This is a genomic window from Rhodococcus zopfii NBRC 100606 = JCM 9919 (assembly GCF_001895025.1).
GTDB classification, from domain to species: domain Bacteria; phylum Actinomycetota; class Actinomycetes; order Mycobacteriales; family Mycobacteriaceae; genus Rhodococcus; species Rhodococcus zopfii.
Window position 1 is genome coordinate 1 of the sequence record NZ_BCXI01000008.1, and the last position, 21,878, is coordinate 21,878.

Here is a 21,878-nt window from a genome sequence, read left to right on the forward strand (position 1 = left end):
CAGTAGTTTGCCAGCGACCCCGAACCGAGGTCGAAGAAGAACCGGTCCCGCTCGGGATTGCCCACCTCGATCAGCAACGACGCCGACGCCTGGCTGGGCTTGACGAACGGGTCTCCGGAGCCCAGGACGGTGACCCGGATCTGTCCGTCGGGCACCGACTCTGCACCCGGTGTCGAGCCCGGAGGATCAGCCGACGGTCTCGATCCCACTATCGGTGTCGTCGTCAACGGTGACCCGCCCTCGAATGCCAGCTCGGTCAACTCGGTGATCTCGGTAGCCATGGCCCACCCCTCACATCGGTGCGCCCATTGTCCGCCACGTGAGTACCGCGTGTGCGCGGAATCGTCAGGCCACCGCGACCGTCGACCGCAACGATTCGATCATGGCCCCGGCAGGTCGTCGCACAGGTCCGCCCCGAGATCGCTGTGACCTCTCTCCCACCCCGGTCTCTCGATCGTTCGGCCGCAGCCGAGCTCGCCCGGCAAACGCCTAACGCCCCCGAAACTCGGAGCGGCTCCGCCGCACTGAACTCGATGGGCCACCTACGTGGTTGCGCTGTCCCGTCGTCCGAGTCGCAGCCGGTTAGGCGAGTCCGACAGTGCCGCAGTGAGTTTGCGGTCCGCATCGACGGGTATCGCGGCAGAACGCGTTGCGCACGAGGCGGATCGGCGCGGAAGATCAACTTCCGGGGTGGTGCATCGTCCCAACTCCATTCGGTGACCTCGGAGAGGAAGCTACCGACCGCGTGGACACGTCGGATTCGGTCTGCGACGGTGATCGGCTCACCGGTGACGGTGTTGACGGCGGTGGTCGGCGAGGTGAGGAACGGCTCGATGTGCCGGCGGCGGTCCAGGTCGGTCAGCAAGGCGATGTCGGGGGTCGATGACGGCGAGGTATCGACCGGAATGCGCCAGCCGGGTGGCGAGACTGCTGACCGCTTTGGGAGTGCAGGTAGCGCGTTTGCGGTGCAGGCAGGTCACCAACGCCGGACGCAACGTTGCGGGGACATCGGCCATCCGCTCTTCGAGGGACAGCGCCGGGACGGTCGTTGGTCCGACTTCACTGTCGAGGATCCCGAGATGGAAGAGGATCTGCCGGGCGCTGTGGATGGTGGTGCGATGGTGTTTGGCGCCCCGACCAGTGCGCATCTGGCGAATATCGCACGCGTGCAACAGGTCCTGCTTGTAGGCCATCGGGTAGGCGGGTTTGCCGGTGGGGGTTCGGCCAACGGGGATGTCGATCATTGGCGGTACTCCGATCCCCGCGCTGGTTGTCAGGATGTCTCACGATCATCCTGGCAACCAGCGCAGGCATCGCGCGGCGGTCCTACCTGTCTGCGGTATGGCCGCGTGTGGGAGGGGTAACGATCCGAGCGCCTGTGGCCGAAGTTACGCATGGTGCGCCTGTTGTCATAGATACTGCACCGGTGACCGCGACGAAACGAACCGGCCTTTCCTCGATTTCGATGGTGATGCTCGCTGTTGTGGGCTTGCTGGTCGCAGCCCCGGGGAGCAGTGGCGCCGCACAGCCCGCCTGGCGATACACGATGGTGGCATTCAGCAACGCCAGCGACCGCGACATGGATGTCTACGAGTCGGGGGACGGCACCGAGTTCCAACCCCTCCGGCTGTCGGCGTTTCGGCCCCCGTCAGGGGTGGTGCGCGACCCGAGCATCTTCCGGCACACGGACGGGTTCTACTACCTCACGTACACGACAGTCGACGGGGCGAACATCGGCTTCGCACGCAGCAGTGACCGCAGCGACTGGACGTTCCTGGGGGTCTGGCCGGTCCCGTTCTGCTGCGCATTCATGCCGGGCACGGGGGACGGGAAAGGTCCTCCGAGCCCGCCGGGCTTCTCGGGGTCGGCCGGGTTCCGGGACGGCCCGTCGCTGTCGCCGTTCACCACCAAGGCCTGGGCGCCCGAGTGGTTCGTGGACGGCGACCGCGTCCATGTCATCCTCTCGCTCTCGACCGGTGGAGGATTCGTGCCGTATCTGATGACGGCACTGGAACCGTCGCTCAGGTTGTGGGGCCCGCCTGTTCCGCTCGCCGGGATCGGCGCGGACCACATCGACACCACGGTGGTGAAGGTGGGATCGACCTATCACGCGTTCACCAAGAACGAGCACAAGAAGGTTGTCGAGCACGCGGTCGCGTCGTCGTTGACGGGACCCTATTCGTTTGTGCCTCCCGGAGATTGGGGATCAATGCGGGAGGGGCCGGCGGTGGTGCAGTTGCCGGACGGCACCTGGCGGATGTATCTCGACGCCTACACCGAAGGGAAATATCTCTACTCCGACAGCACGGATGGGCTGAAGACCTGGTCGCCGGTGCAGGAGCTTCCGGGCCTTTCCGGGACGGTGCGTCATTTCGGCGTGATCCGAGAGCCGGCATAGCGGCTCGACGCACATCAGACGGACAGCCGCGCGGTGCACGCACCGCGCGGCTGTCTTTCTCGTCTGCGGCTGTTGCTGTGGCCCGGCCCCGGTCAGCAGCCTGACTCGGTCGGAAGTGTCCCCCATCCGGACACTTCTGTCCCGGCGGACCGCAGCGACACGTCTGAGCTGGGATTTCGGTACCCCGCCGAGGAGCGCGCCGGGTCCGGCCCTCCACCGCAGCGATACCCGACCGCAGCGCTCGGGCGGGACAGGCACACCAAAACACCTGGTTGAGCCGTATGTCACGCAAGGTGTCCGCAAGTGACACACTTCACACACTGTTCGTGGCCCCAGGATTTCCTCATCCGAATCGCAACACCGCATTGGACCGAGGACACCATGGACAGACTGATCAACATCGACAATGGCGGTACCCTCACCGACATCTGCGCGTGGGATGGCCACGACTTCAGCTTCACCAAGACTCTCACCACACCGTTCGACCTGTCGCAGTGCTTGTTCGACGGTCTCACCAAGGTGTCACGGGAGATCTACGGCACGGAGAATCTGCCCGAGCTGCTGCACTCGACCGCGCACATCCGCTACTCGACCACGCAGGGGACGAACGCGCTCGTGGAGCGGAAGGGCCCGCGTGTCGGCATTGTCACCGACTCGGCCGGCACCGTGGACGAGCTGAGGCGCAGCCCCGAGCAGCGCGCGCTGTTCGACGACCTCGTCGGCAGCCGCGTCGCGGTGATCGACACCGCCGCCGACGATCTCGACGGTGAGCTGGTCGTCAAGGTCAACCGGCTCATCACCGACGGTGCCGCGCGCATCGTGGTCGCGGTCGGCGACACCAACGACGGCCGTGAACACGAGATCCGCAGTGTCCTGCTGCGGAAGTTCCCGCGCCACCTGCTCGGCTCGGTGCCGTTCCTGTACTCGTGGGACTTCAGCACCGACCGCACCCCGTCTCGGCGCATCTGGTCGGCTGTGATCAACACCTTCCTGCATCCCACGATGGAACGGTTCCTGTACAACGCCGAGCATCGTCTGCGCGACCACCGCGTCCGCAACCCGCTGCTGATCTACCGCAACGACGGGGCCTCGTCGCGCGTAGCGAAATCGGTTGCGCTCAAGACCTACTCGTCGGGACCGCGAGGCGGCCTGGAGGGTACCCGGGCACTGGCCGAGGTTTACGGCCTCAAGCACGTGCTCATGATCGATGTCGGCGGCACCACCACGGACATCGGCACGGTCACCGGCGGCGAGATCCTCACCGACCGAAGAGGTTCCATCGCCGGGATCCCCATCTCCTTCCCGATGTCGAACGTCGAGTCCGCCGGCATCGGCGGCAGCTCCATCATCGCCGTCGCCGACGGTGCCATCACCGTCGGCCCGGAGAGTGTCGGCGCAGCACCGGGACCGGCCTGCTTCGGCTTCGGTGGCACCGCTGCCACCATCACCGATGTCAACCTGCTGCTCGGCGTCCTCGATCCGTCCACCTACCTCGACGGCGGCTTCACCCTCGACGCGGACCGGGCTCGCGCGGTTGTCCTCGACACGGTCGCCGAGCCGCTCGGACTCACCCTCGACCAGGCGCTGACTGCGATGGAGCAGGCCTACTTCACTGCCATGGGGACCGCCATCGCCCCGGCGGTCGAGGATGCCGACGAGACCACCATCGCCGCGTTCGGCGGCGCCGGTCCGATGAGTGCGTGTGGTGCCGCCCGGGTCGCCGGCGTCCGTACCGTCCTGATTCCCAAACTTGCCGCGGTGTTTTCGGCGTTCGGGATCGGCTTCTCCGACATCGGGCAGAGCTACGAGACCGACCTGGTGGACACGACCGACGCGACCCTCGCCGAGGCCACTGCCGACCTGCTCGCCAAGGCCGAACGGGACATGTTCCAGGAGGGCCATTCCCTCGACGAGTGCACCTTGTCGTGGACCGTTGCCTCGGAGGACGAGCACGGCGCCACCGTCGACGAAGCCGCCTACCGGCCGGGCGAGCCCGTGGAACTCGTCGCCGGTGCCTCCAGCGCGCTGACCCTCGTCGTCACGCGCCGAATGAATCGAATCGCCCTGCCCGACGGCTCGTTCGCCGAATCCCGCGACCCGGAGCCGGCCGGGGCCCGCACCGTGCTCGGTGCCGGGGGACGCGCCGAGGTTCCGGTGTACACGCTCACCGATCAGCGGCCGGGTGCGACCGCCGCGGGGCCAGCCATCGTCGAAGGCCCCTTCTTCACCGCCCGGGTGCAGGACGGCTGGAGTTTCCACGTCACCGCCGCCGGCGACCTGCTGCTCACCGACACCCACTGATCGGCAGGCGCAACGCCTGCTTCGACCGCTTCGAAGGATGCACGACATGCGAATTCCCATGACCGAATACCTGGTCATCGATCTCGAGACCGAATTGTGGCTGTGCCGGGTTTGCCAGCACGAAATCGGCAATGCCCGTGGCAACTACAAGGAAGGGACGCTCGTCTACGACCGCGACCCGCGCGAGATCCACCAGCCGATCATCGACCCGGACCGCTACGAGTTCACGTTCTCCCCGGACCCGGACTACTGCCGGATCCTCGAGTACTACTGCCCGGGGTGCGGAACCCAGATCGAGACCGAGTACATCCCGCCGGGCCATCCGCCGACCGTCGACATGGAGTGGGACATCGACGCCCTGCGTGCCCAGTGGCTCGAACGTGGCACGGACCCGGAACAGGTCATCACCTACGGACCGGGGCAGGACGCCGAAGGCGAGTTCGAAGGCCGTCGTCACACCCACTGAACATCCTCGACCGCAAGGAATCCCGATACCATGAAACGCATCTCCGTCGACATCGGCGGCACCTTCACCGACTGCTTCTTCGCCTGGGACGACAAGTACGTCGAGGCCAAAGCTCTCACCACCCATCACAATCTTGCGCAGGGCTTCAACGAGGCGCTCGACCTCGCCTGCCGACGCGCCAACCTCGACCGCGACGACGTACTGTCCCAGGTGGATTCGGTTCGCTACGCCACCACCCTCGGTACCAATGCGCTCATCGAACGCAAGGGGCCCCGCGTCGGTGCCATCGTCACCCACGGCTTCGAGGACACCATCCCGCTCTCCCGCGGCCGCGGCTACGGTGAGGGGCTGGACCCGTCGATGCAGCAGAATCTGCCCGCTGCCGAGCGACCCGAACCGCTGGTGCACCGCAGCCTGATCCGCTCGGTGCAGGAGCGCGTCAACTCCGCCGGCACGGTCGTCGTCCCGCTCGTCGAACAGAACGTGCGCGAGATGGTGCGCGAACTCGTCGACGCCGGCGTTCAGGCGCTGGTGGTGTCGCTGGTCAACTCGACCGAGAACCCGGCGCACGAGCTGCGGATCATGGAAATCATCCAGGAGGAATACCCCGAGCATCAGCTCGGCGCCATCCCGGTGCTGCTCGGCCACCAGGTGTCCGGTCGTAAGGGTGAGTACGTGCGGACGACGTCCACGATCGTCGACGGGTTCCTGCACGACATCATGTTCCACGCGATGAGCCAGCTGGCGAACAACCTGCGCGATTCCGGCTACGACAAGCCGATGCTCATCATCCACAACTCCGGCGGCATGGCGCAGATGAACTCGACCGATGCGCTGCAGACCATCCACTCGGGTCCGGTTGCGGGAGTCAGTGCCGCCGAGCATCTTTCGGAGTCGTCGGGCATCGGCAACATCATCACCACCGATATGGGCGGCACGTCCTTCGACATCGGCCTGGTACCCGCCGGCGGGGTCAAGCACTACGACTTCCAGCCCACCATCGACCGGTGGCTGGTGTCGGTGCCGATGATTCACCTCGAGACCCTCGGCGCCGGCGGCGGCTCCATCGCCAGCTACGACCGCATTCACCAGTCCGTGCGGCTCGGACCCGAGTCCGCGGGATCGGACCCGGGCCCGGCGTGCTACGACCGCGGCGGTCTGCGCCCGACGGTGACCGACGCCGATCTGCTGCTCGGCTACCTCGACCCCGACAACTACGCGAACGGTTTCATCAAGCTCAACCGCAGGCGCGCGGTGTTCGCCGTCGAGGAAACCCTCTGCGACGAACTGGATCTCGACGTCATCGACGTGGCCAAGGTCATCAAGAGATCCGTCGACGAGCAGATGGCGATCGGCATTTCCAAGGAACTTCGGGTGCGCGGTTACCTGCCGGAGGACTTCACGATGCTCGCCTACGGCGGCAACGGCCCGCTGCACGCGTGCGGGATCGCCGACCAGGCGGGTATCCGGCGGATCCTCGCGCCGCCGTTCTCGTCGGTGTTCTCCGCGTGCGGCGCCGGCAACATGAAGCAGCTGCACATCCACGAACGGGGCGTGCACGTGGTGCTCTACAACGCCACCACGCGCGGACTCTACGACCGCTACGAGGAGTTCAACGACATCGTCGCCGCCCTGGAGGCGCGGGGCGCGGAAGATCTGCGTCGGCAGGGCATCGCCGACGAGGTGATCGAGCATCGCCTCGAAATGGACCTTCGGTACGGCAACCAGCTGGTGACGACCGCGGTGTCGTTCGACATCAACCGGATTCACGGTGTCGGGGACGTCCTGAACCTGATCCGTACCTTCTCCGACATCTACTCGCAACGGTACGGGCAGGGGTCGGCAGCACCCGAAGCTGGGATTCGTGTTCAGACCATCCGTGTCGCGTCGTACGTCAACGGCGACACCGTGGAATTCGACTCACTGCACCACGACGGGGAACGTACGCTGCCCGTCCCGATCGAGCATCGGGAAGTGCACTTCGTCGGGCACCCGCGGGAGATCAGCACCGCGGTCTACGACGCCGAGGCCCTCGACGCCCGGCACGTGATCCCCGGCCCAGCGATCGTCACCACCGAGAACACGACCTATCTCGTCGAGCCGGGCTGGCGCCTCGAACCCTCCCCGCAGGGTGCCGTCTGGTTCCTCAAGGACTAGCGCAGAAACACCAGGAGACAATGTCATGACTGCAGTGCACGACGACCTCGCCCGCGCCGCCGCCGAACGCCTCGCATCGCTCGACGAGCAGGAACAGCAGTGGGTCGACGAATTCATGGACGAGACCACGCTGTTCCTCGGCCCCGATCCGGAGATCATGCGTTCGCACCACATCACCTCGCGCAGCGAGATGGAGGAGGAATGCATCGCCAAGGGAGTCGACCCGCTCCAGGTGGATCGCATCCGCAAGCGCCTGGCCGGCGCCCTCGACGAGGGCTTCGAGATGTGCGAGGCGATGGGCGCGGCTCCCGGCGCCAAATGGGGTGACCTCACCACCGCCATCTATACCGCCGCCGGCGACGTGACATACCTGTCCTGCCACGGCGTGATCGCGTTCTCCGCGATCCTGCATCACCCGATCCGCTACATCATGAAGTACTGGAAGGACGAACCGACGGTCGGCATCAACCCGGGCGACGGCTTCATCCACAACGACGCCCGCTTCGGCAACGTCCACAACACCGACCAGTCGATGATCATGCCGATCATCCGTGACGACCGGATCATCGCGTGGGTCGCGGCCACCATCCACGAGGGCGAGAACGGCGCGTGCGAGCCCGGCGGCATGCCCTCCGGCTCGGAGACACCCTTCGACGACGGCCTGCGGATGAGCCCGTTCAAGATCGTCGAACGGGGCGAGCTGCGCCGGGACCTGCTCACCTTCCTGCAGCACTCGGTGCGCGACCCGAAGCTGCAACTCGCCGATCTGAAGGTGAAGATCGGTGCGGTGCAACGCATCCAGGAACGCATTGATGCGATCATCGACGAGGTCGGAGTGGAGACCTTCGTCGCCGCGCTGCGCATCACCGTCGAGGACGTCGAGGCCGAGGTGCGTCGCCGGATCCGCGAGCTGCCCGACGGAACCGTCCGGTTCAACCAGTTCATGGACTCGACGCTCAAAGAGAACATCCTCATCAAGCTCGCCTGCGCGATCACCGTCAAGGGCGACAAGATGACGATCGATCTGCGCGGCAGCGGACCGGAGATCCTCAACCGGGCCATCAATTCGCCGCTGTGTTCGGTCAAGTCGATGATGATGCAGGCCATCCTCGCGTTCTGGTGGCCGGATCTGCCGCGCTGCACGTCGGCGATGAGTCCGATCGACATCATCTCCGACGAGCACACCTGGTCCGACGCCGGCTACGACGCCCCGATGGGCCAATCCCTGCAGGCCTCGTTCCGCGGATTCTCGGCGTTGCAGAACCCGTGGGCGAAGCTGCAGTTCTCCAACCCGGAGAAGTTCTCCAACGTCATCGCCCCGTGGTTCAACCAGATCAACACCTTCCTGTGGGGTGGGGTCACCCAGCACGGTGACCAGGTCGGCAATCTGTGCGCCGACCTCAACGGCATGGGTGGCGGCGCGAAGGCGTTCCGGGACGGCGAGGACGCCGTATCGCCGCTGTTCTGCGCGATGGCCGACACCGCCGAGCAGGAGGTCATGGAGGAGGAGGTGCCCTTCATGCAGCTGGTGAGCAAGCGGATCGTCCGCGACAACCAGGGCTTCGGCAAGCACCGCGGCGGCATGGGCTACGAGATGATCGTGGCGGCGGAAGGCACCCCGCTGTGGGGTTTCATGACGGTCACCTCGGGGGCGAAGTTCTCGTCCGTCTCCGGGCAGTTCGGCGGCTACGGCTGCAACACCTATCCGCTCGCGATGGTCAAGGGCGTCAACGTCTACGACGAACTGCGCCGCAACCCGGAACGATTCGACCTGTCCATCGAGAAGGTGATGAACGAGCAGCCGTTCGAAGGGGCCGAGTACATCACCAGCCACATGGGCCTGCAGTTCGACGTCGCCAAGGACGGTGAGCTGTACATGATGTCGCAGGGCACCGGCGGCGGTTACGGGGACCCGCTCGAACGCGCCCCGGAGGACGTCGTTGCGGATCTCGAGATCGACCGCATCTCGGGGAAGGTGGCCCACGACATCTACGGCGTCGTGTACGAGCCGCAGACCTTCGTCGTCGACATCGCGGCCACCGACGAGCTGCGCGCGTCGATGCGGCGAGCCCGGATCGCCCGCGGCGTTCCGTACGCACAGTTCGTCGAGCAGTTCGTCACCCCCGAACCTCCGAAGGACCTGCTCTACTACGGGGCCTGGGGTGATACCGAGGAACTGACCGCCACTCACTTCACCGTCCACGGTGCACAGCGGGTCACCACGACGATCGACAAGATGCCGATCATCATGATGCCCGACCGTCGCGAAGTGAAGATCTCCGAGCTGACCGCGCGGGTGAAGGAACTCGAGGCCAAGCACGGTGAGGTGGTCCACCGCAAGTCCTGACCACCGTCCGCCCCGTCCACCCGGGTGCCCGCACGACGCGCGTGCGGGCACCCCCTCACCCCCGGAGACGACACGATGACCACTTCGAAGCCCGAGTTCCTCGATGCACCGGCCTCGGGGCGCCGCACCCCCCTGATCGTCGATCATCTCGACTACAGCCAGCGGGTCCTGTTGCGCGGCAACCCGATTCCCTGGGACGACCCGACCGCACTGTCGAACCTGTTCAACCAAGCGCACGGGCTGCTGCGCCCGGACGTCACGCTGCTCGACCTCGGCGCCTACTATCGGATCCTCGCTCGGGACCCCCGCCTGCAGGATGCGATGACCGCACGGTCGCGTCCCGGATACGCGCTGCGCGTCCTGCTCGGTGACCCGTCGGCCGGCCGGGCCGCGGCGACGCTGGTCGCCACCGTGGCCGGCACGACCCGGCTGCCGCTCGTCCTACAGATCCCGTCGCCTCGTGCGTGGCTGGCGCAGACACATCCGGGAACGACGGAGGATCTCGACGCCGACCGGGTGGAGAGCGCGGCGATGTACGTCGCCGACTGGCTTCGCGGGTTCGCCGACGTGCCGGTCGCGGCGCTGCTGCTCGACGAGCGCGCGGCCGGCGGTGTGCCCGCCGTGCCCGCCGACACGTACACGCCCATCGGCAACGTCGCCGTGCACTACCGGTGGGAGCTCGGGCTGCGTGACGACCCGAGCGTGTCGTTCGGTGGACGTGACGGGGATGTACTCGGCGACGACTTCTGGCTCGGCGACCACGCCGCCGTGCCCGCGGCGTCCGCGGCGTTCCGGCTCACCCGGCTGCCCGAGAGTGCGGTGCCCGAAACGGTGCTGGCCCGGCTGGCCGACCTGGACCGTGAGGGCGTTCGATCCGGGGCGATGTGACGACCGGCCCGGATATCGCGCGGAGCCGACCGGATACCCTCGAGTGAGGCAGGTCACCACGGCGTGGGCAAGGGGAACGCGATGAAGAACGCAGACCGACGACTGACGGTGGCGGTCGCCCGTGCCGGGTTCCTCGATTCCGGGGAGCCGGACGAGTCCCTGGTGTCGCCGGTCGTGTCCGCGTCGTGGCAGCGGTCGCAGGCGGCCGGGGTGCAGCCCTCCGGTGGCGACGTCGGGTTCGTCGGTGACGTCAACCGGGATTCCCGGCTGGTGCAATGCGCGATGTCCGTTTTCGACAGGCTCGCGGCGGACATCGTCGACGTTCCCGTCAGCATCGCACTGACCGATGCGAAAGCGCAGGTGCTGATGAGGATCGACGGTGCCCGCAGCATCGGGCGCCTCCTCGACCGGGTCTCGCTCGCCCCCGGCTTCGACTACCGCGAGGCCGAGATCGGCACCAACGGCGTGGGGACCGTGCTCGAATCCGGACAGCCCGTCCAGATCGAGGGCGCCGAGCACTTCCACGACCGGTTCCAACCGTTCGCGTGTTCCGGCGCCCCGATCCGCGACCCGTTCAGCGGCCGCATCGCGGGTGTCGTCGACCTCAGCTGTCTCTCGGAGCATTCTTCGCCGCTGCTCGCGAGCGTCGTGCGCAGCGCCGCATCCGAGATCGAACTGAACCTGTTCCGCGATCGCAGCGCCCGTCAGCACGCACTGTTCGACGCGTTCGTCCGCGCCGACGCCCGCGGCGGGACGGCGCTGCTGGCCACGGGCAGCGCGATGTCGCTGGCCAATCCGCTCGCCCACGCCATCCTGGGGCCGGAGGATCAGCGCCGCGTCGGCGAGCACGTCGACTACATGATCGGCCATCGCGACCGCATCGACGAGAACATCGAACTGCCGGACGGTGTCTTCGTCCGGGTGCGGGCCGTCCGGATCCGGGCGGGTGAGGACAACGCCGGATACCTGATCGAGGTGTCCGAAACCACCGCCGTGGCGGCCGCGATCCCGGCCGCGGTCCGCCCTGTCGTCCCGCCCCGGGTGCCCCCGCATCGGGCGGGTCTGGCTGCCGCAGGAACCGGGAGGTTGCGGGCCGGCGGCGGCTCGTCCCTGTGGACCCGGGCCTGCAACGAGATCGAGGACGCGGTGCGGGCGGGGGAGCGGGTGCTGGTCACCGGGGAGCCCGGTACGGGCAAGGCCTCGCTGGCGTCCGAGATCTTCCACTCGGTGGTGCCCGGCGGGCGCAGCATCCTCGTCGACGGCAGCACCGACCTCTCCGGGCTCGGCGTCGAGTCCGCAACTCCCACCCTGTATGTGCTGCGCAACATTCGATCCATGCCCGAACCGGTCGTCGCGACCCTGGCGGCGGCGTTGGACCGGCCCGGTCCCGACCATGTGTTCGTCGTCGCCACCATGCAGGATTCGGACGAACCGGCGCCGGAGTTCCTCGTTCCGTTGCTCGACGCGCTCGAGCGAACCGTGCACGTGCCCGCGCTGCGGCACCGCACCGACGACATCCCCGGGGTGGCCGCGGAGGTGCTTCGGACGATCACCGGCTCGTCGAGCCGCGAGCTCACGCCCGACGCGATGCGCCTGCTGGTGAGCTACCCGTGGCCGCGCAACATCCACGAGCTGGAGGCTGCGCTGCGCAGCGCCGTCGCGCTGCGGCCGGCCGGGCGGATCACGCGGGACGACCTGCCGGAATGGTGCCATCACGGGCCGGGCCGCAGGCTGAGTGCCGTCGAGGCGGCCGAGCGCGACGTGGTGGCCCGAGCGTTGCGGGATACCGGCGGAAACCGAGCGGAAGCTGCTCGTGCACTGGGAATTTCACGGTCGTCGCTGTACCGGAAGCTGGCCAAGTTCGGGCTTGCCGACGGTGCGGAGCCGGCAGGGTGATCCTCGGACGGGCTCAGCGCCCCGGAACGGGCGCTTCGCCCAACATCCGGCGGGTGACGAACCGTCGCGGCATCCCCGACAGGGGATCGGCGAATTCCAGTTCCCGCGCGAGCAATTGGAGCGGAAGGGAATGATCGTCCGGCGCTTCGGGCAGCAGGTCGGGATACCAGCGGTCGCCCAGGATTCCGGCGCCGAGCGCTGCCAGATGCACCCGCAACTGGTGCATGCGTCCGGTACGCGGCCGCAGGATCGTGTGCAGTACGGCTCGTCCGGAGGCGCTCACGCCGGTCCCGAGCACCTCGATCAGCGTCTCCGAGTTGGGCTCGCGGGAGCTGTCGACGACGACCCTCAATTCGCCGCGCCGGGATTCGATGTGGTTGCGGTAGACGACGGGTACGGCGCGCCCGGCAAGCGCCGGTGCGTGCGGGTCCCACCCGGACGGGAGCGCCGACACCGCCTCGTAGATCTTCGTTACCTGCCGCTTCTCGAACAGCGTCTGGTAGGCGCCGCGCGTTTCGGGACGAGCCGAGAACATCACCAGACCGGCGGTCGCTCGGTCGAGTCGATGGATCGGCGTCAGGTCCGGGTTGTGGAGGCGGGTCCGCAATCGGACGAGCGCGGACTCGCGGAGGTACCGCCCGCCCGGGGTGGTGGGGAGGAAATGCGGCTTGTCGATCACGACGAGGTCGTCGTCGACGTGCAGGATCTCCTCGTCGAACGGCACCGGTTCTTCCACCGGCAGGTCGCGGTAGTACCAGACGAACCGGTGCGTGTTCAGCGCCGTGCCGCGACCGATCGCACTGCCGTCGGTTCCCACGATTTCGCCGGCGTCGAACCGTCGGTGCAGGTCGTCGGGGTCCAGGTGGTCGAACCTCGCGACGACGTATTCGGCGATCGTCGCCCACGGCCCGGATGCCGGGACGCGCAGCCGTGTCGGTCCGACGCCGTGCCTGACGGGTAGAGGTGAAGGCATAGGCACGTACGTCATCATCCCACCGGTCCCCGGCACGCCGACCGGGCGGTCGTCGGATTCCGGGAGTGGCTCTGCGGAGGTTCTCCGAGCGAAGAGCCTTCACGGCTCCGGAACAGCCCGAGTGCGACGATTACACGGGCGTGCCATCGGATGTGGAAGCTCTGGACCGGGACCAGAATCGGCGTAGTGCGGTAGCCAGTTGTACGGGTTGCTCGAGGGCCGGAATCACGCGCGCGTCGGTGATGGTGACCTCGGTCGCGCACGACATCTGTGCGACAGCGGTGCGTGCCTGTTCCGGTGTCCATTCGCCGCGATCGTCGGTGGTGACGAACAGGGTGGGGCACCGAATCTCGCGCGCTGCCCATAGGAGGTCGGTGCGATTGAGGATGGCCGACCGGATCGCCGTGATCGTGGCGTCGCTCCCCGCCGTGGCGAGGCAATCGTCGATCAACGCGACCGCCTCCGTATCGGTCTTGCGGGTGGTGTCGGTCAGGAGGGTGGACATGATCGCCGATCGGACCGGACCGCGCGCGCCGGCAGCGCGGTAGAGCGGCAGCAGCAGGCGAACTTTCAGCCGCAACGCGACGCCGATGGGAAAGGTCGGCGCGCTGATGGCGACAAGGCTGCGGATCATGTCGGGATGGGTTGCTGCGAGTTCCATCCCGACGTGCCCGCCCCAGGCGTTGCCGAGCCAGTCGATCGGCTGTCCGCCGAAATCGGTGGCGAGGGCCGTGACGACCTGTGCGGCCGCACGTGTGCAGGCGCTGATGTTCACCGGTTCGGTGAGCGCATCGCTGGCACCGCACGACGGTGCGTCGATGAGGAAGAAGCGTCGATCGGGTATGTGCGGCACCAGGCGGGACCAACTCGACGAGTCGACGAACATGCTGTGCCAGGCCACAACTGGGCTTCCTTCGCCGACGATGTGTACCGCGAGATCGCCGAGGTCGGTGTGGATCATCGTGGTCTCCCACGGGGTGTTGGTCATGGACGTGCCGCCTCCCGATATTTTCGACTTACATTGAGTAAACCCGAATCCGAAATCAACATACACCGAGTAAGTCGAATATGGGTAGGCTGTTCCTGTGGTTCGTGAGTACAGGTCGAAACTTCGAGAACAGCAGGCTCGGGTCAACCGTGAAGCAGTGGTGGTGGTCGCCACCGAGATGTTCACGTCCCGTGGATGGGTGGCCACGACCATGGCCGACGTCGCGGATGCTGCGCACCTGACCAGGCAGACGGTCTACCAGCAGTTCAACGGGAAACTCGCGCTCCTCGACGCCTGTATCGTCCACGCTCTCGCCGGCGGAGACGGTGCGCGCGTGCGCGATCAGCCGACGTTCCAGGCGATGGGTGCCGGCGACCGGGAGGCTCGCATTCGAGCCGGTGGGCGCTGGTTGCGGGGTGCCCACGAGCGGTCGGCGGCCATTCAGTATGTCCTGGATCAGGCGGCGGTGACCGACAACGCCGCCGCAGCCCGATTGGCCGAGCGGGAAGCGGCCCGCTGGCAGGAGGTCGCACATGCGGCGACTCTGATAGTCGGGAATCGACCGAGTGACGAGGTCGTCGATGCACTGTGGGTGTTGGCCGGTCGTCGGTGGTGGTTGTTGCTGGTCGGTGAGCGAGGCTGGACCGGCGAGCGATGGGAGCGATGGTTCGCGAGCGCTGCCGCCGCCACCTTCGCTCTCTGAACCGTGGCCGGTCGGATCCGGCTCGGGAAATGCATCCCTGCCTAACCGTGCCGTGCCAGGTCCTCGCACAGGATGCCCGGCCAGCGGGCGAGATCGGCCGGCGTGCGGGCCACCTCGAGCGTGGCGTCGGGCAGAAGGTCCCGCAACGCCTCCGCCGTGGACACCGGGTGACCGGGATCGTCGATCCAGGCGAGAATCGTTGTGGGAACGTCGATCTTGGCGACCTCGTCGGGGTCGGGCAGGTCGCTCAGGGCGGCTCCCCGGAACAGCGACGGAAGCAGGTTTTCGACAACGTCCGGCACGGTCTCGGGAGTCCCGGCGGTTGCGGGGGGCCGGGGCAGGGCGAGGTCGGCCCCGAGGAACGCGCCGAGTCCCCGCTCCTCGATGATCAGGGCATTGTGCCGGTAGCTCTCTGCCTTCGCGGCGCGGGTGCCCCACGCGGTCGCCGGCACCAGCAAGGTCAGGCCGCTGAACCGGCCCGGGTCCCGGACCGCTGCGTGCAGCAGGGTACCGGCGCCCATCGACGGGCCGACGCCGTGCACCTGCTCGCCGGGGAACCAGTGGTCGAGCAGGCGCAGCAGGTCGTCGGCCAGAACCTGCCAGCGGTAGTCCTCCGGCGCCGCGCGTCCCGTCGAACGGCCGTGCCCGCGCGCGTCGTACCGGAGAAGCCGGGTTCCGCTGAGCCCGCGCCCGAGGTCGAGATCCATGAGGCGGTCGCGATGACGGCTGGAGGTGAGTCCGTGGAGTTGCACAACCGGGTGGCCACCCTCGTCGCTCAGCTCCACATCCAGTTCGGCTCCCGGAACACTGAAGGTCGGCACGGCAGCTCCTAGGTCGGTCATCGCTGAGGAAGGCGCCTAGGATACCGCCATGCGGCTCACCAACGTCGCGCACCTGCGCCTGCCCTTCGGTCGGCTGCTCGGCTACGACGTGACCGACGGACAGCTGGGCCGATCCCTTCCGGTCTCCTTCGACCAGCGGCGTCACGTCGCGGCCGGAGACCGTCCCGGATCCTGGATGGCGTTGTCCTTCAGGCTCTCCCAGCCCGTGCCGCCCGACGCTCTCGCGACCGCGTGGCTGGCGGTGGTCGCGCGGCACGGCACATTGCGGTCGGTCTTCGTGCCCGGAGACGACGGCGAGCCGCAGCTGTACGAGATCGACATCGCGCCCGGGCGCTGGGTCGAACACCCGATCGCATCCGGGCAGGCCGTCAACGACGCGCTACGGGACGTGCTCGACCGCGCGTGTTCGCCGTATGCCCGTCCGTCACACCGGTTGTGCATGCTCGAGACGGCGGACGGGCCGACGGTGGTGATCGCCGCCGACCACTCGCACGTCGACATGTGGTCGATGCTGGTGATCGCACGTGACCTGCTCGCTGCGCTCGCGGCAGTGCACGACGGCCGAACGCCGGCGTTGCCGCCCGCCCCTGCGTTTGCCGAACACACCAGCGCGCTGCGGAACCGCCCGACCGCACCCGACGACGTACGCCGCCGCTGGACGGAGGTGCTGGCGGCCGGCGACGACGTGATGCCACGGTTCCCGCTGCCGCTGGGCGAGTCGACGCTGCATCGCGAACGTGTGGAGGTGCGTGACGTGCTCGACGTCGACGACAGCGCCGCGTTCGCTGCGCAGGCCAGGGACGACGGCGTCTCGACCCTGGCGCTGGTGGTGGCGGCGATGACCGACGTGACCCTCGAGCTGGCCGGCACGCCGTTGCGTGCGGTGTTCCCGGTGCACAGCCGGTACGACGCCACGTGGCACGACTCCGTCGGCTGGTTCATCACCAATTCGGTGCTGGAATCGACCGTCCCCGAGCCCCGCGCTGTCGCGGAGGCGGTGAAAGAAGCGGTCCGGATGGGGTCGTGGCCCTTGGAGGACGTCCTGCGTCCGTGGGGCGGGATGCCCGAGGCACCCGGGATGTTCGCGATTTCGTGGCTGGACCTGCGCCGGTTGCCGGTCCGGGTCGACGCGACCGGACTGGACGCGCAGTACGTCGGCGCGACGATCCGCACCGACGGGGTGATGTTGTGGTTCGTCCTCGACGAGTCCGGGCTGCACCTTCGTTGCCGCTACCCCGACACCGCCGAGGCCCGGCGGCATGTCGGAGCGTGGCTGGACACGCTCATCGCCCGCTTGCGGTCGCGAGCGCAGGAATCGGTCGGCGGGCGGCTGCGTCTCGGCGACCGGACATACCGGGTGCAGCGTGCCGCCCGCGCAGACGTGCCCGCGCTGGTCGCGTTGCTCTCCGGCGACGAGACCGGCGGCGCTCGGGAGATCGCGCGGTACGAGGAGGCGTACGACGCTGTGGCCCGGGACTCCTCGCACTACCTTGCCGTGGTGCGCGCCGAGGACGATCGGATCGTCGGCACCATGCAGCTCACGATCGTCCCGGGGCTGGCCCGTGGCGGTGTCACGCGGATGCAGATCGAGGGGGTCCGGGTGGCGGCATCCGAACGTTCCCGGGGTGTCGGCACGGCGATGCTCGAGTGGGCGCACGGGCACGGCCGTCAGCGCGGGGCGTCGCTCGCTCAGGTCACCACGGACCGGGTCTGCGAGCGGGTCCGTACGTTCTTCGCGCGGCTCGGTTACGACGACACTCGCGTCGGGCTCGAGCGGGCGCTCTGATCTGCCGGATCGGGTCGACCGTGTTGCGGCGAGCATCGCATCGGCCCGATCACGCGGCACCGGTATAGTTGAACGGCCTGAAAGATCTTGGCTGGTGTGGTTATTCCAGCCCTCGGTACTCCTGAGATGAAGTCGTGCCTCCCGGCGTGAACCCGAGGCGCCCGATCCCTCAACGTAGTGGACGGTGGCGCCGGTCGAGTATCGAAGGTGTCGTCGTCCCGGACAGGAATGGACGATGGACAAGAAGAGCATCCTTCTCTCAGGTCATCATGACCTTCATCATGGCGGCGACGATGTCGGTCATCATGGGCCTCGTCAACGTCGGGCCCTCGATGGAATGGTTGCGCGGGTGGCCCCTGCAGTTCGTCATCGCGTGGCCTATCGCCTTCTGCCTCACGATGGTTGCCTGGCCCGCGTCGATGGCCATCACCGGGAAGCTCGTCGGTGCCCGCAGCGAGGCGAGTGCTTCGCAGTCGTCCTGACGAGCGGCCGGGACCGCGTCGACTCCGGGCGTCACCCGTTTGCATTCAGTGAGAATCAGACTATCTTCGAATGGTAGTAGGATTCTCGAACGGGACGGCCTCGTGATACGAGGCTCGGGTACAGGCGGGCAGGAGGCTCGCCGGAGAGGTGCGCGCTGGTGACGTTGCGGTTCATCTTCCACTACCCGGAGATCAACGGCCCCGATGGCGACGTGCTCGACCCGGGTCCCGTTCGCGACGTGGCGGTCGCTGCCGAACGCGCCGGATTCGACGCCTTCTCGTTCAGCGAGCATCCCGCGCCCGGGGCGCGCTGGCTCACCGCCGGTGGGCACCAGACGCTCGACCCGTTCGTCGCGCTCGGCTATGTTGCCGGCGCGACCGAACGGTTGCGTCTGCTGACCTATCTGGCGGTCGCCCCCTACCGCAACCCGTTCCTGCTCGCCAAGGCCGCCGCATCCCTGGACAAGATTTCCGGCGGACGGTTCACGCTCGGTATCGGGACCGGCTATCAGAAGAGCGAATTCCACGCTCTCGGTGTCGACTTCGACGAACGCAACGCCCTGTTCGACGAAGCCCTCGACGTGTTGCCGCTGCACTGGAGCGGCGAGCCGTTCAGCTACGACGGCCGCCACTTCAGCGCACACGACATCATCGCCCGGCCGCGCCCGGTGCAGACGCCGATCCCGATCTGGATCGGCGGGAACTCCAAGCTCACGCGGCGCCGCGTCGCACAACACGCCCAGGGCTGGATGCCCATGTCGGGCGGCGCGCAACTCAGCACCACCGCACGCACCCGCGAACTGGGTCCGATCGGCGAACTCGCCGGTCAGATCACAGAAGTGCGCGAGGCGGCGATCGCGGCGGGACGTTCCGACCACATCGACGTCGTCTACTCCTACAGCAACGAGATCGGTTCAGCCGCTGTCGATTCCGGCCATCATCGCGAGGTGTTCGCCGACCTCGAGAAGGCCGGTGTCGACTGGGTGACCGTCTCGTGCCGCATCGAGGGACTGTCGGCCACCGTCGACTTCCTCGAGTCGTTCGGCGCCACCTACCTGTCGTGAGCGGGCCTGCTGCCGTGACGGGATGGTTCGAAGAGCGCGCAGGCCTGGCGGGGTCGGTCGCCGTGATCACCGGGGGCGCAGGGGGACTCGGTGAGGCGATCGTGCGCGACCTCGCCGCGAACGGTGTGCGGCCGGCCGTGATCGACATCGATCGCGATGCCGTGGCGGCACTGGCTTCGTCGTTGCACGATCAGGGACTCGACGCGATCGTGCGGCACGGCGACGCCCGCGACCCTGACGCGCTGGCCGCACTGTTCGACGAGGTCGACGAACGCTGGGAGCGGCTCGACACCTTGGTGAACATCGTCGGCGGCACCTTCCGGTCGCCCTTCGTCGACACCAAGCCAAAAGGCTGGGACGCGCTCGTGCGCACCAACCTCTCGCACGTGCTGCACGCGTGTTCGCTCGCGGTGCCCCGGATGAAGAACGGTGGCCGCGGGGGCAGCATCATCAACCTCACGACCATCGAAGCGCACCGGGCCGCACCGGGTTTCGCCGTCTATTCGGCTGCGAAAGCTGCAGTCGAGCAGTTCGCCCGAACACTCGCGGTCGAGGTGGCACCGGACCGGATCCGCGTGAACAATATTGCGCCCGACTTCGTTCCGACGCCGAACCTCGAGCGGCTGGCGGTGGGGGAACACGCCCTGGTCGATCCGCGCAGTGCGGCGATCGCGATTCCGATGGGACGCGTCGGGCACGTCCACGACATCTCCAACTGCGTCGTGTTCCTTGCATCGGGACTGTCGTCGTTCATCACCGGTACGACGCTGCACCCGGACGGCGGAACCCTCGCGTCGTCCGGATGGTTCAACTGGCCCGGGCACGGCTGGGCGAACTATGCGCCGGCGGACGTCCTGGAACGGACAGCGGACCCTGTCACCGACAGCTAGGGCCGCATTCCGGCCAGCATGATCGACACCAGGCGTGGCACGAGCTCGGGTGCGGCCGCGCGGAGGGCCTCGGGTTGGGGACGGGTGATCATGCCGATCGCGAGGACGAACTCGAGTGCGCTCACGTGTGCGCCGACGGTGCCCGCGGCCCGGGCGGCGTCGAGCACGTCCTCGACTCCGGCGAGTGTGATCCCCTGTGCCGTCCGCAGAGACTCCGGCAACTCGTCCGCGACGAGCTCGGCCAGGCCGGCCGACAATGCGCCCAGATCCAGGTCGACGAGTCGCCGCACGTAGTTCATCCATGCGGCGTCCGGTGCTGTACCGAACGCGTCGAGTGCATCGGCGGACGCGCTCTGCATGTCGCCGAGGATCGCCAGTGCCACCTCGTTCGCGAGCGCGCCCCTCGAGTCGAAGTTCCGGTACAGCGTGGCTATGCCGACACCGGCGGCCTCGGCGATGGTCTCCAGCGCGATGTCGCTGCCCTGGGCGGCGAACAACCGTCGTGCTTCCCGGACGATGGCTTGACGACGCTTCGCGGCATCGGAACGCATCTGTACTCCTCCGGCGGGCGTCGGTCTTGACATCCCATTCTAACCGGAGGAACATACTCCGGTATAAGTGGAGGAAATTCATCCGGTTATTGAACCGGCAGAAGGACGTGGCAATGACGCAGATCGACACGGATTCCCCGGTGGCCGACGGGGGCGCCACGGGACGCACCCGGAACCCCGCCGTCATGCTGCTCGCCATGTGCTGCGGTCTCGGCGTGATCCTGGTCCTGCTGCTGATGCTCTTCATCCTGCCGTCACTGAAGAGCGGCCCTCACGATCTGGCGGTGGGTGTGGTGGGAGCCGATACCGCCGAGTTCGAGCAGGCCCTCGGTGTGGCCGCCCCGGATGCGTACGAGCCGCGCCGCTTCGACTCGGAAGGGGAACTGCGAGAGGCGATCCGCAATCGCGACGTGGTCGGTGGGTTTGTCGTCGACGGCCCCGACGTCCACACTCTGGTCGCCGGTGCCGGTTCGGCCACGATCTCCGGATCCATCACGGGCACCGCCCGGGCAGTGGGCACGGCGACCGGATCCGACGTGACGGTCGAGGACGTCGTTCCGTTGCCCGAGTCGGATCCGACCGGCATCGGCATCGGCGGACTGGCGTTTCCGCTCGTGTTCGGCGGTATCGTCCCGGTTGTCGCGTTCCGGAAGATCTTCCCACGCGGCAACGCGTGGTACCTGGCAGGTCTGATCGGTTTCGCCGCGCTCGGTGGTATCGCTGTCGCGACCGTGCTCACCTACTGGTTCGGCAGCATCGAATCCGGCATGTGGACGGTCGCGGGGGCCATGGCGCTGGGCATCGCAGCGCTCGCGCTGCCGTTGGCAGGTCTTCAGAAGATGTTCGGCGCCAAGGGATTCACGATCGGCGCGATGACCATGATGTTCCTCGGCAACCCGCTGGCGGGGATCGCCACCACGGCGGCGTGGTTGCCCGAGGGACTCGGCGCATTCGGCCAGATCCTGCCGCCCGGCGCCACCGGAACCCTGGTCCGTTCGACCGCCTACTTCGACGGGGCCGGCGGGGCCACGGCGGCGCTGACTCTCGTGGCGTGGGTCGTCGTCGGAGCGGTGCTCTATGCGCTCGGTGCGGTGCGCGCTCGGGGTGAGGACCAGACGGAATCCGCCTGAACTGGATTCGGGCCGA

18 protein-coding genes and 1 pseudogene are annotated in these 21,878 nt (G+C 67.7%); 13 read left to right on the plus strand and 6 right to left on the minus strand.

Features of this window, described 5'->3' with window-relative positions; all coding sequences use genetic code 11:
- Both RZ1_RS05010 and RZ1_RS05015 read right to left on the minus strand, forming a co-directional pair.
- A pseudogene (locus tag RZ1_RS05010) lies at positions 1 to 281 on the minus strand (guanitoxin biosynthesis MBL fold metallo-hydrolase GntH); the annotation flags it as partial.
- Between the two features lie 501 nt (positions 282 to 782).
- On the minus strand, positions 783 to 1,244 hold the full coding sequence (locus RZ1_RS05015; RefSeq protein ID WP_238071774.1) for a hypothetical protein: 462 nt from the start codon (positions 1,242 to 1,244) through the stop codon (positions 783 to 785).
- A 221-nt stretch (positions 1,245 to 1,465) separates the two neighbouring features.
- Here RZ1_RS05015 and RZ1_RS05020 point away from each other — a divergent pair, with 221 nt between their 5' ends.
- From RZ1_RS05020 to RZ1_RS05050, 7 genes are all read left to right on the plus strand, one after another.
- Positions 1,466 to 2,398: a glycoside hydrolase family protein gene (locus RZ1_RS05020; RefSeq protein WP_072809792.1), complete on the plus strand. Its 933-nt coding sequence runs from the start codon at positions 1,466 to 1,468 to the stop codon at positions 2,396 to 2,398.
- 381 nt (positions 2,399 to 2,779) lie between these two features.
- Positions 2,780 to 4,699 (plus strand): hydantoinase/oxoprolinase family protein, encoded by a 1,920-nt coding sequence (locus tag RZ1_RS05025; RefSeq protein ID WP_072809793.1) that lies wholly within the window; start codon positions 2,780 to 2,782, stop codon positions 4,697 to 4,699.
- A gap of 46 nt (positions 4,700 to 4,745) precedes the next feature.
- Entirely contained in the window at positions 4,746 to 5,165 is a 420-nt protein-coding gene (locus tag RZ1_RS05030; protein WP_072809979.1) for an acetone carboxylase subunit gamma, read from the plus strand.
- A 30-nt stretch (positions 5,166 to 5,195) separates the two neighbouring features.
- Positions 5,196 to 7,322: a hydantoinase/oxoprolinase family protein gene (locus RZ1_RS05035; RefSeq protein ID WP_072809795.1), complete on the plus strand. Its 2,127-nt coding sequence runs from the start codon at positions 5,196 to 5,198 to the stop codon at positions 7,320 to 7,322.
- Positions 7,323 to 7,347: 25 nt separating this feature from the next.
- On the plus strand, positions 7,348 to 9,669 hold the full coding sequence (locus RZ1_RS05040; RefSeq protein ID WP_072809797.1) for a hydantoinase B/oxoprolinase family protein: 2,322 nt from the start codon (positions 7,348 to 7,350) through the stop codon (positions 9,667 to 9,669).
- Between the two features lie 75 nt (positions 9,670 to 9,744).
- Positions 9,745 to 10,557, plus strand: coding sequence for a hypothetical protein (locus RZ1_RS05045; RefSeq protein ID WP_072809798.1), 813 nt, complete (start codon positions 9,745 to 9,747; stop codon positions 10,555 to 10,557).
- An 81-nt stretch (positions 10,558 to 10,638) separates the two neighbouring features.
- Complete coding sequence (locus RZ1_RS05050) at positions 10,639 to 12,453, plus strand: sigma-54-dependent Fis family transcriptional regulator (protein WP_072809981.1); 1,815 nt, start codon at positions 10,639 to 10,641, stop codon at positions 12,451 to 12,453.
- Positions 12,454 to 12,466: 13 nt separating this feature from the next.
- Here RZ1_RS05050 and RZ1_RS05055 read toward each other — a convergent pair whose 3' ends face one another.
- Both RZ1_RS05055 and RZ1_RS05060 read right to left on the minus strand, forming a co-directional pair.
- Positions 12,467 to 13,444, minus strand: a complete 978-nt coding sequence (locus tag RZ1_RS05055) for a pseudouridine synthase (RefSeq protein ID WP_072809800.1) — start codon at positions 13,442 to 13,444, stop codon at positions 12,467 to 12,469.
- A gap of 112 nt (positions 13,445 to 13,556) precedes the next feature.
- A complete protein-coding gene (locus RZ1_RS05060; protein WP_238071776.1) occupies positions 13,557 to 14,414 on the minus strand; it encodes an alpha/beta fold hydrolase in 858 nt (285 codons plus the stop codon).
- A 97-nt stretch (positions 14,415 to 14,511) separates the two neighbouring features.
- Between RZ1_RS05060 and RZ1_RS05065 the strand changes: the two genes are divergently transcribed.
- A complete protein-coding gene (locus tag RZ1_RS05065; RefSeq protein ID WP_072809802.1) occupies positions 14,512 to 15,117 on the plus strand; it encodes a TetR/AcrR family transcriptional regulator in 606 nt (201 codons plus the stop codon).
- Between the two features lie 41 nt (positions 15,118 to 15,158).
- On the opposite strand, the gene RZ1_RS05070 is transcribed toward RZ1_RS05065, so the two are convergent.
- Positions 15,159 to 15,938: an alpha/beta fold hydrolase gene (locus tag RZ1_RS05070; RefSeq protein WP_072809804.1), complete on the minus strand. Its 780-nt coding sequence runs from the start codon at positions 15,936 to 15,938 to the stop codon at positions 15,159 to 15,161.
- Between the two features lie 49 nt (positions 15,939 to 15,987).
- Here RZ1_RS05070 and RZ1_RS05075 point away from each other — a divergent pair, with 49 nt between their 5' ends.
- From RZ1_RS05075 to RZ1_RS05090, 4 genes are all read left to right on the plus strand, one after another.
- Positions 15,988 to 17,745, plus strand: coding sequence for a GNAT family N-acetyltransferase (locus RZ1_RS05075; protein WP_072809805.1), 1,758 nt, complete (start codon positions 15,988 to 15,990; stop codon positions 17,743 to 17,745).
- Positions 17,746 to 17,891: 146 nt separating this feature from the next.
- Entirely contained in the window at positions 17,892 to 18,227 is a 336-nt protein-coding gene (locus tag RZ1_RS31960; RefSeq protein WP_505358099.1) for a DUF2798 domain-containing protein, read from the plus strand.
- Between the two features lie 158 nt (positions 18,228 to 18,385).
- A complete protein-coding gene (locus tag RZ1_RS05085; protein WP_218020444.1) occupies positions 18,386 to 19,291 on the plus strand; it encodes an LLM class F420-dependent oxidoreductase in 906 nt (301 codons plus the stop codon).
- Positions 19,288 to 20,181 (plus strand): SDR family NAD(P)-dependent oxidoreductase, encoded by an 894-nt coding sequence (locus tag RZ1_RS05090; RefSeq protein WP_238071778.1) that lies wholly within the window; start codon positions 19,288 to 19,290, stop codon positions 20,179 to 20,181. Before RZ1_RS05085 ends, RZ1_RS05090 begins: the two co-directional genes overlap by 4 nt.
- On the opposite strand, the gene RZ1_RS05095 is transcribed toward RZ1_RS05090, so the two are convergent.
- On the minus strand, positions 20,178 to 20,732 hold the full coding sequence (locus RZ1_RS05095; protein WP_072809810.1) for a TetR/AcrR family transcriptional regulator: 555 nt from the start codon (positions 20,730 to 20,732) through the stop codon (positions 20,178 to 20,180). The two genes, RZ1_RS05090 and RZ1_RS05095, sit on opposite strands and share 4 nt — an antisense overlap.
- Positions 20,733 to 20,845: 113 nt before the next feature.
- Between RZ1_RS05095 and RZ1_RS05100 the strand changes: the two genes are divergently transcribed.
- Complete coding sequence (locus tag RZ1_RS05100) at positions 20,846 to 21,862, plus strand: hypothetical protein (protein ID WP_072809812.1); 1,017 nt, start codon at positions 20,846 to 20,848, stop codon at positions 21,860 to 21,862.
- Positions 21,863 to 21,878: the final 16 nt, after the last annotated feature.